The organism is Flavobacterium sp. LS1R10 (assembly GCF_003968825.1).
Taxonomy (GTDB): Bacteria; Bacteroidota; Bacteroidia; order Flavobacteriales; family Flavobacteriaceae; genus Flavobacterium.
Window position 1 is genome coordinate 1,048,715 of sequence record NZ_RYDH01000001.1, and the last position, 13,264, is coordinate 1,061,978.

Consider the following 13,264-nt stretch of genomic DNA (forward strand, 5'->3'; position numbering starts at 1 on the left):
AACTCTAAATTAAAACAATTAATGCGTACACATTTTATAGCTGTCGGAGGTAGCGCCATGCACAATCTGGCTTTAGCATTACACAACAAAGGATATCAAGTTACGGGAAGTGACGACGCCATTTTTGAACCGTCAAAATCTAGATTAGACAAAAAAGGGATTTTACCGCCAGCATTAGGCTGGTTTCCTGAAAAAATAACATCAGCTATTGAAGCTGTAATTCTTGGTATGCATGCCAAAGCAGATAATCCTGAATTATTGAAAGCCCAGGAATTAGGACTCAAAATATATTCGTATCCGGAGTTTTTATACGAACAATCTAAAAATAAAACACGTGTGGTTATTGGTGGTTCTCATGGAAAAACAACTATAACTTCGATGATTTTGCATGTAATGCACTACCATGACATTGCTGTAGATTACATGGTTGGCGCTCAACTGGAAGGATTTGATACAATGGTGCATCTTACGGAAGAGAATGACTTTATCGTTTTAGAAGGAGATGAATATTTGTCCTCGCCGATAGACAGAAGACCAAAGTTCCATTTGTATCAGCCAAATATTGCATTGATTTCGGGCATTGCTTGGGATCATATTAATGTTTTTCCAACTTACGAAAATTACGTGGAGCAGTTCGAAATTTTTATTGGCAAAATTACCAATGGCGGGATTCTCGTGTATAATGAAGATGATACTGAAGTAAAACGTGTTGCAGAAGGGGCTACAAATCCAATCCGAAAATTAGCCTATCATACCCCAAAATATACTGTTAATGAGGGTGTGACACTGCTGGAAACTCCGGAAGGCGACATGCCAATTGAAGTTTTTGGAGCACATAATCTTAATAATTTGGCTGGTGCCAAATGGATTTGCCAGAATATGGGTGTTGATGAAGCTGATTTTTATGAAGCCATTGCCAGTTTCAAAGGTGCATCAAAACGATTAGAAAAAATTGCGGAGAGTAAAACAAAAGTGGCCTATAAAGATTTTGCACATTCCCCAAGTAAAGTGGCGGCAACTACCAAAGCGGTAAAAGAACAATATCCAAATCGTACTTTAGTGGGTTGTTTAGAACTTCACACTTATAGTAGCTTGAATGCAGAATTCTTAAAAGAATACGAAGGCGCACTTGAATATGCTGATACAGCAGTAGTTTTCTATTCGCCCGATGCCGTAAAAATCAAACAATTGGAGGAAGTAACACACGAGCAAATTGCTACTGCTTTTAACAAAAAAGATTTAATTATTTATACCAATCCAAAAGATTTTGCGGATTATTTGTTTAATTTAAACCTTGAAAATTCGGCTTTGTTGTTGATGAGTTCCGGTAATTACGGCGGATTGAATTTTGATGAAGTAAAGGAATTGGTAAAGTAAATAATGCTATGAAAGATTCTATAAGAATTGCTAAGACTACAAGCGAAAATCCTGACTTTATGGCTCTTATTAGCGCTTTAGATAAAAGTTTATGGGAGCGTTATCCCGAATTAAAAACCGACTATTGGGGTAATAATATTTTGGAATTAAACCCAAATGTTATTGTTGTATATCTAAAAAACGAAGCTGTTGCTTGCGGTTGTTTTAAAAAATATGATAAAAATACAATTGAAATAAAACGTATGTTTGTTTCTCCTGAGGTGCGAGGAATGGGATTGGCTCAAACTATTTTACGAGAATTGGAACTTTGGGCGCAGGATTCTGGATCATCATTTTCTGTTTTGGAAACATTATACAAGCAAAAGGAAGCTATTGCTTTGTATCAAAAAGCGGGATATGTTATTGTTGATAATTATGAGCCTTATGTGGGTTTAGAAAATAGTATTTGCATGCGCAAACAAATTTAAACAACAAGCGAATGGCTGAAAATTCCTTTTTTCCTATTACCAATTGGTCCGAAGACGATAAACCACGTGAAAAACTAATGCTGAAAGGTAAAAGTGTTTTGAGTGATGCGGAACTGATAGCTATTTTGATAGGTTCCGGCAGCAGGAATGAGTCAGCGGTGGATTTGAGTAAACGGATTTTGGCAAGCGTAGATACTAATTTGAATGCCTTAGGAAAATTATCACTGTCTCAGCTCATGCAATTTAAAGGAATAGGAGAGGCAAAGGCCATTTCTATTATTGCTGCTTTAGAATTAGGAAGACGCAGAAGAGGCGAAGAGGTTGTGGAATTGACAAAAATTACTTCCAGCAAAATCATTTTCGAAATCATGCAGCCTATTATTGGGGAATTACCACACGAAGAATTTTGGATTATTTATATGAATAACTCCAATAAGGTACTGTCGAAATCCCAATTGAGTAAAGGCGGAATCACCGGAACATTGGTCGATGTGCGAATCGTTTTCAAAACGGCACTCGAAATCGGAGCTACAGCATTGATTTTGTGTCACAATCATCCTTCCGGAACCTTGATTCCTAGTGATGCCGACAAACAAATTACAAGAAAATTGAAATTGGCAGGTGATAGTTTAGAAATAAAAGTATTAGATCATCTTATTATAACTGAAACCAGTTATTTCAGCTTTGCAGATGAAGGGATATTTTAAAATTACAAAATGAAACAAACACATATAAAGGACGTTTTTTTTGATTTAGATCATACCCTTTGGGATTTTGATAAAAATTCAGAGCTCACTTTTGAGACTATTTTTAATAGAAATCATCCAACGATAGCAACCAAGGAATTTATTGAAAAATATGTTCCAATTAACCAAGCGTGTTGGGCACTTTATCAATACGATAAGATTACCCATCAGGAATTGCGGTACAATCGATTGAAACACTCGTTTGATGCGTTGAGTTATACTATTTCAGATGAAGAAATAGAGACTATTGCGGATGATTATATTCGGTTTTTGCCGGACAACAATCATCTTTTTGATGGGACAGTGGAACTTTTGGAGTATTTAAAACCTAAATACAATTTGCATATTATAACCAATGGTTTTGCGGAAGTGCAATTTAAAAAATTGAACAATTCAAAAATTGGAAGCTATTTTCAGACCATAACTAATTCAGAAATGGCTGGGGTAAAAAAACCAAATCCCATTATCTTTGATTACGCTTTAGATTTGGCCAAAGCCAAAAAAGAAAAAAGTATCATGATTGGTGATAGTTTAGAAGCGGATGTTCAAGGAGCACTGGATGCGGGACTGCAAGCTATTTTTTTTAATGAAAGTAAAGTTCAGGTAGAACAGCACATCATACAAATTAACCATTTATTAGAACTTAAAAAATATTTATAAAGATGAAAAAATCATTAGTATTCCTGCTGATATTAGTTGTTAGTTATTCCTATTCTCAATCGGTAAACGATTATAAAGCTGTGATTATTCCCGTTAAGTACGATTTCCTCAAAACAGAGAATCAGTATCGACTGACAACAATGTCTAAATTCAATCTAAACAAAGCCGGTTTTGAAGCTTTTTACAGCAAAGAAGCCATTCCAAGTGACTACAGTGACCGTTGCAGTTTGTTGTATATGGATGTTGTTAAAGAAAATGCTTTTTTGATGACTAAGTTATTTGTGACACTTAAGGATTGTTACGGGAAAATAATTTTCCAATCTGCAGTGGGGAAAAGCAAGGAGAAACAATATGAAACTGCGTATGGCGAAGCGCTTAACAAAGCTTTTGAATCCGTTAATGAGTTGCAATATAAATATAACGGTACTATAAATACAACTATGGAGCCAGAAGTTACCAAGCCCTTGGCCGCTCCGGTGGTGTTGGCTCAAAAAGTAGTCAGCGACTCAGTATCTGATGAAAAAGAAATGGATTTGCTTTATGCTCAGCCTACGGCAACCGGTTTCCAGTTGATTGATAGTTCTCCAAAAGTTGTTATGAAAGTTTTTAAAACCTCTAGTGCCGAATCTTTTATCGCTTTCAAAGGAGATATTAAAGGTGTTTTAATTGCTAAGAACAACCAATGGTTTTTTGAGTATTATGAAAACGACAAATTATATTCTGAAAAAATAGCGGTAAAGTTTTAGTGCAATTATAAATTAATTATTTTTCTAAAAGGGATGTACTGCGGTGTATCCCTTTTTGTGTTTTAATAGCCATATTTATTTTTCCAGCGGTTTTTTAAGAATTCTCTTGTGATGTTTTCTCGGGAGTTATTTCCGGGAATATAAATGGGATTGTTGGACAGTTCATTAGGAAGGAATTCTTGTTCTGCAAAATTATTTGTGTAATCGTGTGCATATTTATATTCTTCGCCATACCCTAATTCTTTCATTAATTTAGTGGGCGCGTTGCGCAAGTGAATTGGTACCGGTAAATCGCCAGTTTGTTTTACAAGTTGTTGCGCAGTTCCAATGGCCAGATACGAAGCGTTACTTTTAGGGGAAGTGGCTAAATAAACGGCACATTGGCTTAATATAATCCTGCTTTCCGGATATCCAATTGTGGCAACCGCCTGAAAGGTATTATTGGCCATAATAAAAGCAGTTGGATTGGCATTTCCTATATCTTCACTACTCAGGATAAGCATTCGACGAGCAATAAATTTAACATCTTCACCGCCTTCAATCATGCGGGCAAGCCAATACACAGCACCATTTGGATCACTTCCCCGAATGGATTTTATAAAAGCTGAAACAATGTCATAATGTTGTTCGCCAGTTTTGTCATACAAAACGGTATTTTGTTGTACTAAAGCAAAAACACGTTCGTTAGTGATTATAACATCGTCTTCTTCGGATGCATGTACAACAAGTTCAAAAATATTCAACAGCTTACGTCCATCGCCACCGGAAAGGCGCAATAAGGCTTCTGTTTCTCTTAGTTTAATGTTTTTGGTCTGCAAATAAGCGTCTGTTTTTATGGCGCGTTCCAGAAGTGTTTCTAAGTCTTTTTTGCTAAAAGCGTTCAAAACATACACCTGACATCGGGACAATAGTGCTGGAATAACTTCAAAACTAGGGTTTTCTGTTGTGGCACCAATTAGGGTGATCCACCCTTTTTCTACCGCAGCCAATAACGAATCTTGTTGGGATTTGCTAAAACGATGAATCTCATCAATGAATAATATAGGGTTTTTAGCCGTAAACAAACCCCCACTTTGCTTTGCTTTTTCAATCACCTCGCGAATGTCTTTCACACCGGAATTGATGGCACTCAAAATATAAAAGGGTCGTTTTGATTCCTGTGCAATAATTTGCGCTAAAGTAGTTTTACCAGTGCCCGGTGGTCCCCAAAAAATTAAGGAAGGGATAATTCCTTTTGTAATTTGTTGTGTCAAGGAACCATTTGGTCCAACCAAATGGGATTGACTGATGTAGTCCTCTAATTTTTGTGGTCGTATGCGTTCTGCAAGTGGTGCTTCCATAGTGTAAAATTAATATTTTTTTTAATCTAAGCCCATTTATGATTGTCAAATTTATTTTTCGGAGCTATTTCCAGCTGTACACTATATCCACGCAAAAAAGCGTGGGATGCCGTTTCCATCTGGGCTAGGAATTCTTGTGTTTAATTTTACTCTTGGGTTGTACTATGACAAAATTGCATTAAATTGCTTTTGGAGAAGTTTTTGAATTAAGATGATAGTATAAACAAGTAGGATTCATGGACAAACATTTTAAATTCACGAATTTAGTTATTGGACTGCCTCTTTTTTTTGTGGTAGTATTGTGGTTTGTCTTTTGGCTCGAAATTCGATTTGATTTTGACTTTGTCCAAAACGGTATTTACCCTCGAACATTTTCAGGTCTGCAAGGAATCTTGTTCAGTCCTTTTATTCATAGTGATATAGAGCATTTGTACAACAACTCGATACCTGTATTGGTATTATTGGTCGCTTTACAATTTTTCTATGCGAAACAATCGTTGGCGGTTGTTGGGTATGGAATTCTATTGTCTGGATTTATCACGTGGATTATTGGTCGGGAGAATTACCATATTGGAGCCAGTGGTTTGATTTATGTGTTGTTTAGTTTTATTTTTTTTAAGGGAATTCAAACAAAGTACAATCGATTAATAGCCTTGTCTCTTGCCGTGATTGTTGTTTATGGAGGTTTAGTTTGGTATGTTTTTCCAAGTCCTGAGATTCCAGGTAATAAGTCTATTTCTTGGGAAGGTCACCTGGGAGGGTTGCTCTCTGGATTCCTTCTTACGTTAGTATACAAAACTCCAGAGTATAAAAAAGTCCTTAAGTATGATTGGGAACATCCGGATTATGATCCCTTGGCGGATAAATTCATGCAGCGTTTTGATGCCAACGGTAATTTTGTAAATCTTCCGAGAGACGAGCCTGAGGAATTTGCTTCTTTTTATTGGTGTAGTCTCCCGATTTGTTACACTGTTGTAGCGCATAAAAAAAATGAATCAAAACGGGAGTCTTGATTCATTTTTAGTGAATTTGTTTTGGTTCCCTATTCTTTGGGAAGGGTTTGGAAATTAACTTCTCTGTCTTACCGCTTCGTATAAAAAAGCACCACAAGCTACGGATACATTTAAAGAACCAATAGTTCCAAACATGGGAAGTTTAGCTTTTTCGTCAACAATCTTCAATACAGATGGGTTTACACCACGATCCTCAGATCCCATAATTATGGCAACAGGCTCGTTCAAAGAGATATCATAGATGTTTTGATCTGTTTTTTCAGTTGCAGCAACTGTTTTGATACCGCTTGCTTGCAATAAGAAAATAGCATCTTTGATGTGTTCTACTTTGCAAATTGGAATATTGAATACAGCTCCTGCAGAGGTTTTTACCGTATCACCATTCACAGGAGCTGAGCCTGCTTTTTGGACAATAATACCGTTTACGCCGGTGCATTCAGCAGTTCTGATGATAGCGCCAAAATTACGCGCATCAGAGATTTGATCTAATATTAAGAACAATGGTTTTTTCCCGTTTTCAATTACAGATTCAATCAACGTTTCTAAATCAAAAAAGGAGATAGGGGATATGGTTGCCACTGCACCTTGATGGTTATTAGGCGTTAATCTATTTAGTTTTTCAACCGGAACATAAGAAAAGTTAATATTACCGCGCTTCATCACTTTCATTAAGTCTTTCATCAGTTCGCTGCTCGCTTCCTTCTGAATGTAGACTTTGTCTACTGTTGCGCCTGCTTGTATGGCTTCGATTATAGCTCTAATCCCAAATATTTGATGTTCTTTTTCCATGGTGCAAATATATAAAAAAAAACCACCATCGTAATGATGGTGGTTTTAGATATATGGAAATTTATTTAATCTAAATTTTAACTAAGGTAAAAGTTTGATTTTGTGACGATCCACTGAAGTTTAATCTTAAGTTAATGTCCCCAGTACAAGAACCTACAGATCCTGATCCAGTCACTGTTACCTTCATCCAGCCTGTGTAGTCGAACTGCTCATTAGCAGTAACAGTTGCCACTGCATTTGAAGGGTTGATTGTTACTATCATATAGGATGTCGAAGGATTGTTTAAGTATGGATTGTTTGTATTTCTAATTCTAAATGTATACAATCCATCAGTGGATACGTATTGAACAGGCACTATATCTCCAACTGCGTAGTCAGCCCAAGCATCAGCGGTTACTTTGTAGTTACCATTGAAAGCAGCTGCACTAGCTAATGGACAAAAGAATTGAACTGAATATACAAATCCTGATGAGAAGTAAACTCCACCTACAACTGTACTAGAAGAGTTAGTATTAGTAAATGTTCTACCATCCGTTAACACTAATTCTAATCTCATTGTAAATTTATCGGATGTAGTGTAACCTCCGGTTGTAAGCCCTAATTTAGCCAGAGTCTCAGCAAGTGTAGCACTTACTTCACCTGTAGGTAAATTATTAGATCCTTTTGGAAAGGCTGTTGCGGAATATGATTTCACTAATTTTTCGGCACTTGTTACTCCATTTTTAGTGTGTTTTACATACAATCTAACTTCTGATAGAAGATCTCCATTTTTACTATCTTGTTCTTCAATATTTACTGACCATTTAGAAGTTGTATCAAAGAAATTAAAAGTAGATTGGTTTACTTTTAAAGTTCTTAAAATTGCGCCTCTTGTAGTGTTGGCAAGTACATTGTCTGCAGTACTTTCATCACTACTACAAGATTGTAATAGTACCATGCCCATTGCAAGTAAGCAATACGTTAAGTTTTTTATATATTTTTTCATGTTTAATATTTATTAGTTACCAATTGGAAATCCAGTTGTAGCATTGTTATCCCAGAATACTCTTGCTGAAACGCTAGTTTTTTGCTTCATATTTGAATTAGAAGAAGATTCATTTGCTGGATATAAAAATGATCTTATAAATTGCCCAGGATTTGGTTCTAGATTTGGTTGAATTCTTTGAGGGAATCCAGTTCTTCTATAAAAGTTGTATGCATCTGTTCCGTTTCCGAAAACCGAGATGAACAATTCTTTCGCAAGAATTTCTCTTTGACCTGTTAAAGTAGCAGCATCAAATTTATTTCCAACTTCGTTCATATAAGTTACATCTCTTGTTGTAGCAGGTACAGTTGATACTATAGCACCAGCATCTCTAGATATAAAAGCTCTCACTTTAGTGAATGATTTTTGAACTCCAGATAAAATAAATGCTTTTGCACTTCCTATACCTCCGTATAACGCAGCTTCAGCTCTGTAGAAATCCATAGTAGAACTTAGTAATATTGGTGTAATTCCATCTCCTTTAGCTCCACTTAAGTTATTTACAGTTTTAAATGTGTTATCATCAAAACGACCTCCTGCAGGATAAACTCCATAAGCAGTTTTCTTGTCAGCATCTGGTGGAATACCAAAATTGTCTCCATGATCTCTGCCCCAGTATCCATTAGCTACAGTACAGTAAGTATAACCTCCGGCTACGTAGTGAGCTGGAGCTGGTTCAATAGAACATTTTAATGTAGTAGGGTCAATTGGTGATTGTCCGTTTAACTGTCTGTAGAAGTAGAATTTCATTCTAGGGTCAGCTATAGACTTGTCACTTAGCATTAAATCCATAAACCAGTTTGATTGGTATTCAGAAGTACCTGTAGTTAAATAGTTGTCTCTGTATAAAGGACTTCTTCCATCAGGGTTGTTAACATTTGAATTCCAGTCAAATTGGAAATCATCTGAAGCAGTTTGCATAAAGTTTCCTGTTGCTACAATAGTATTAAAACTAGCGATAGCTGAAGGGTCAACTAATCTTCTTTGAATGTAGATTTTCATCTTAATAGAATTAGCTAACTTAATCCACTTAGTCCAATCTTTATTGTAATAAAAATCATTGAAAGTAGTTGTTGTTGGACTAGTTTCTGAAAAATTTACAATTGCTTTATCTAGTAAAACTAAAGCAGCATTGTAAATTGAAGCTCCAGTATCTGCCTTTGCATTTAGATTAGTAGCTCCTAATAAAGCTTCAGTATAGGGGACATCACCAAAAAAGTCAACTAAGTTAACAATAGTGTATGCTTCTAATACCTGTCCCATACCAATATGGCGTTTCAATCCTTTTTCTGCAGCTTTAACATTCATTAATTGGATGTTCTTTAAAACTGTTTGATAAGAAACTGCCCATTTTGAGTCTAATGTAGCAGGGCTATAAGCATTTTCATAACTTCTACCAAACATATTAGTCATCCTTGTTACTTCCATACTTGTTCTACCATAAGCTTGCATGTTAAGTGCAAAAGAACGTTGAACACCATTTAAATAGAAATCCACATCTGCCTTGTCAACAGATAATGCATTTGGATCCTCTTTCATATCCATGTCTATTGTCTCGCAAGAAGAGTATAATAATGCCCCTAAGAACAAAATTATTACACTTGCTATTTTTTTCGTATTGTTCATAATTGTTATTTTTAAATTTAGAAACTTGCTTTAATACTAAAACCATATCTTTTAGCCGTTGGGCCATTCAAGTGGTCAAATCCTTTACCATTACCTACTCCAAGACCAGCTACGTTAGGGTCGAAATTGATTCCTTTAGGAGTATTTATAGCATTGTAATACAAGTTGTTACCTGATACAGATATAGATAGAGCTCCAAATGGGGTTTTATCTAATAATTTACGTGGTATGTTGTATCCAAAAGATATTTCAGAAAGTCTAATTACAGTTGCGTCATAAATTTTCATTTCGTCAGCACCAGCTATAATATTACTGAAATAATTATCTGAATTGTTGATTTGAATATCATTTACAGATCCATCAGCTTTTACACCAGGAAGAATATATGTATTTAATCTATCTACTGTATCAGTTGTAAGACCTCTACCTAACAAAGTTGCGATTGTTTGTGAAAACATATCTCCACCTGCTGTATAATTAATTAAAAATCCAAAATTAAAATTTTTGTATGAAAAACTATTAGAAACGTTTAATATATAATCAGGGTTTGGATTACCAATGTTAAAGATACCTTGTTCGATTTTATACAAACCAGTACTTTCTACAACTTTATTTCCATTAGCATCTCTTTGAATTCTACTACCTACAATTATCCCAAATTGTTGTCCAGGAATTGCAGCGTTACCTAAGTTAGAATATCCATCATAAACAATTTGTTCTGTGTCAGGGCCTAAAGAAGTAACGATAGATTTAGATTTAGTTACGTTAGCACTAACATCCCAGTTAAATCCATCGTTTGCGTGATTTATAACGCTTACACCTAAATCAACTTCAAAACCTTCTCCGTCAATTTGACCGATATTTGTTTTTGTTGATCCAAATCCAGAACTTGGAGGTAATGGTCTGTCGGTAATTAAATCTTTTGTTTTTCTTTTGAAATAAGAAAAATCTAAACTTACTCTATTACTCAGAAATTTGGAATCAAAACCAAGTTCAATCTCAGTCAATAGTTCGGGTCTCAAATTAGGATTTCCTAAGTTATTTGAAGCTGATACAATAGGAAATGTAGTTCCTGCATCGTTTATGTTTCCTCTTGGAGCTAATGTTACGTTGTTTGAAACTGGATATCCTGTTGCAAATCCAGCAGAGGTACCATAACCCATTCTTAATTTCAAATAATTTAAACCCTTATCTGATGCTATTTCAGAGAATATTTTTGTTGGAATAAGCGCTAAACTCGCACTTGGGTAATCCAAAGTATTAATATTTGTATTAGATACCCAGTCCTTTCTTTCAGAAAGTGTCAAATAAGCCCATTTATTATAATCAAGTTCAACTTGACCATAGATACCTGCAATATTTCGGCTTTCTGAGTACTGAATTGGCGTTTGTGTTTTGAAGTTGAAGTGTCTAAATACTCCAAATCCTAATTGCTCTACACTATTAACTCCCTGACGGTCATATTTAGTAGATCTGGAAGTTGCCCCTACACTGAAATTCAGTCCTAAATTATCAGTAAGCGTGTACTGACCGGTTACTAATATGTTATGATCCCATATTGTATTAAGGTTATCAAATGTTCTGTAGTCTCCTAAAACCGGTCCAGAGGTAGATGCTCCTCCAGAACCTTTATTAGTTCCTGAAACGTTTCTTTCAGTATAATTATCAATACCTACTCTATACGTTATGTTCAAATTGTCGTTAATGTCGTATTTCAAAGCTGAATTACCAAAAACTCTATTTGTTAATTGTGATGTGAAAGCATTGTTTACTGTCCAATTTGGATTTACAATTCCACCATCATTTCTGTAATAAACACTTCCTCCTGTAATAGGATCTTGGAAAGGTAATCCCATCAGGTCTACGTTACGAGGTGTGTAAAACACATCTGAAAACACAGATAAACCTGTTCCTGAAGCTCCTGAGCCTGTACTTAAAGCAACTGGTGGGCTTTTAAAATTAGTATTTGAATAGTTTAAAGTTCCGCTAATTGTAAATTTATTACTTAAAGCAGACTTACCACCAATAGAGATTGAATTTCTACCTAATTTGTTACCAGGTGTAAATCCTTCATCTTCTAAATGACCAAAGTTAAAGTTGAAACTAGTTTTTCCGTCAGCTGAAGCTCCAGCAATATTAACAGAAGTACTAGCAACTATACCTGTTCTAAAAAAATCTTTAACGTTGTTTGGTTTTGCAGAATAAGGTACTCTTTTACCAATATATTCTGGAAAAGCAGAATTTAAGTTTGCTCTGTCGTATGGGTGTTTGATTGTGCCATCAGCAGCAATTCCAGAATTTGGATTTGTGTAACCACCAATACCATTTGGATAAAATCCAGGACCCCAGTTACTGTAGAAGTTACCAAAAGCTTGGTCAAATCCGTTACCAAATTTATTTTGGTAATCTGGTAAAGATGCTATTTCGTTAGCAAAAAGGGATTGACTTACAGAAATCTCTGTTTTTTTAGGTCCTTTTTTTAAACTTCCACTTTTTGTAGTAATTAAAATTACACCATTTCTACCTTCAGTTCCGTAAAGTGTTGCAGCTGCAAATCCTTTTAGGATACTTACGTTTTCAATGTTGTTCGGATCTAAATCCAAGAATCTACTTGAACCAGAGTTACCATTAATGAATGAACCATTAGCATTCGTGTCTGAGCTAAAAGGAACTCCATCAACGATGAATAATGGTTGAGATGATCCACTAACAGAGTAGTTGCCTCTAATGTTGATGTTTGTTGCGGAACCAGAAATACCACTACCATTAATGATTTGCACTCCTGAAGCCTTTCCGCTTAAAACCCTAGCTATATCACCTTCTGACCTTTGTTCTAGATCTTTTGCTTTAACTTGGCTAACTGCGTAACCAATTGCTTGTTTCTCTCTTTTTATACCTTGAGATGTAATTACGACTTCTTCTAGAGCTTGTGAGTCTTCCATAAGTTTAACCTTCAAGTTCTCGAAATTTGCTACTCTTTCCTGAGTTTTCATTCCAATATAGCTAAAAATCAAGATTTGGCTTGATGTAGCTTTGATTGAAAATTTTCCGTCAAAATCAGTTTGTGTCCCTGATTTAGTCCCTTTTACTAATACACTGACTCCCGTGATAGGCATTCCTGCATTATCAGAAACGATCCCTGAAACAGATCGTTCTTGTGCAAAGGTCAATTGCGTCACAAGTACTAGTAGTAGTACTAAGAATCCATTAAACTTTAGTTTCATAGTTATGATTTTTGGTTATATTCTTCAAAAATCTAAATTTTAAGTTAAAAATCCTAATCTTATCTTAATTTTTTATTTTATATAATAGTAATTAACCTTAAAAAATGTTTTTTGTTTCTTTTTAAAGCCAAAAAATTGAACTAATTATAATTTTAGTATTGTTTTTTATTTTATTGGGCTAATTAATTCTTTCCAAAGACGAATCAATTAATTGAAATTATTTTCGATAAAGGCCAGTCTGTTTTCTTGAAA

The 13,264-nt window shown here is 35.2% G+C and carries 11 protein-coding genes; 6 read left to right on the forward strand and 5 right to left on the reverse strand.

The genetic code is table 11. The annotated features are described in order from the left end of the window. Nucleotides 1-21 precede the first annotated feature (21 nt). The 5 genes from EKL96_RS04605 to EKL96_RS04625 are packed head-to-tail and all read left to right on the forward strand — an operon-like array spanning nucleotide 22 to nucleotide 3,996. Nucleotides 22-1,377 (forward strand): UDP-N-acetylmuramate--L-alanine ligase, encoded by a 1,356-nt coding sequence (locus EKL96_RS04605; protein WP_126458790.1) that lies wholly within the window; start codon nucleotides 22-24, stop codon nucleotides 1,375-1,377. A gap of 8 nt (nucleotides 1,378-1,385) precedes the next feature. Continuing rightward, nucleotides 1,386-1,844: a GNAT family N-acetyltransferase gene (locus EKL96_RS04610; RefSeq protein ID WP_126458793.1), complete on the forward strand. Its 459-nt coding sequence runs from the start codon at nucleotides 1,386-1,388 to the stop codon at nucleotides 1,842-1,844. An 11-nt stretch (nucleotides 1,845-1,855) separates the two neighbouring features. Then, nucleotides 1,856-2,551: a RadC family protein gene (gene radC, locus EKL96_RS04615; protein ID WP_126451795.1), complete on the forward strand. Its 696-nt coding sequence runs from the start codon at nucleotides 1,856-1,858 to the stop codon at nucleotides 2,549-2,551. Nucleotides 2,552-2,560: 9 nt separating this feature from the next. After that, on the forward strand, nucleotides 2,561-3,250 hold the full coding sequence (locus tag EKL96_RS04620; RefSeq protein WP_126458796.1) for a YjjG family noncanonical pyrimidine nucleotidase: 690 nt from the start codon (nucleotides 2,561-2,563) through the stop codon (nucleotides 3,248-3,250). Nucleotides 3,251-3,252: 2 nt separating this feature from the next. Continuing rightward, nucleotides 3,253-3,996, forward strand: a complete 744-nt coding sequence (locus EKL96_RS04625) for a hypothetical protein (RefSeq protein ID WP_126458800.1) — start codon at nucleotides 3,253-3,255, stop codon at nucleotides 3,994-3,996. Between the two features lie 62 nt (nucleotides 3,997-4,058). Here EKL96_RS04625 and EKL96_RS04630 read toward each other — a convergent pair whose 3' ends face one another. Beyond that, nucleotides 4,059-5,336: a replication-associated recombination protein A gene (locus tag EKL96_RS04630; RefSeq protein ID WP_126458803.1), complete on the reverse strand. Its 1,278-nt coding sequence runs from the start codon at nucleotides 5,334-5,336 to the stop codon at nucleotides 4,059-4,061. Nucleotides 5,337-5,572: 236 nt separating this feature from the next. Between EKL96_RS04630 and EKL96_RS04635 the strand changes: the two genes are divergently transcribed. After that, nucleotides 5,573-6,349, forward strand: a complete 777-nt coding sequence (locus EKL96_RS04635; protein ID WP_126458806.1) for a rhomboid family intramembrane serine protease — start codon at nucleotides 5,573-5,575, stop codon at nucleotides 6,347-6,349. 54 nt (nucleotides 6,350-6,403) lie between these two features. Here the strand turns inward: EKL96_RS04635 and rlmB are convergent, their stop codons facing one another. The 4 genes from rlmB to EKL96_RS04655 form a co-directional block, all read right to left on the reverse strand. Beyond that, nucleotides 6,404-7,138 carry a 23S rRNA (guanosine(2251)-2'-O)-methyltransferase RlmB gene (rlmB, locus tag EKL96_RS04640; protein ID WP_126458809.1) on the reverse strand — a complete coding sequence of 245 codons (735 nt, stop codon included), beginning with the start codon at nucleotides 7,136-7,138 and terminating at the stop codon, nucleotides 6,404-6,406. Nucleotides 7,139-7,208: 70 nt separating this feature from the next. Further along, nucleotides 7,209-8,075 carry a hypothetical protein gene (locus tag EKL96_RS04645; RefSeq protein ID WP_126458813.1) on the reverse strand — a complete coding sequence of 289 codons (867 nt, stop codon included), beginning with the start codon at nucleotides 8,073-8,075 and terminating at the stop codon, nucleotides 7,209-7,211. Between the two features lie 60 nt (nucleotides 8,076-8,135). After that, nucleotides 8,136-9,788, reverse strand: a complete 1,653-nt coding sequence (locus tag EKL96_RS04650) for a SusD/RagB family nutrient-binding outer membrane lipoprotein (protein ID WP_126458816.1) — start codon at nucleotides 9,786-9,788, stop codon at nucleotides 8,136-8,138. 17 nt (nucleotides 9,789-9,805) lie between these two features. Continuing rightward, on the reverse strand, nucleotides 9,806-12,967 hold the full coding sequence (locus tag EKL96_RS04655; RefSeq protein ID WP_317125133.1) for a SusC/RagA family TonB-linked outer membrane protein: 3,162 nt from the start codon (nucleotides 12,965-12,967) through the stop codon (nucleotides 9,806-9,808). Nucleotides 12,968-13,264 lie beyond the last annotated feature (297 nt).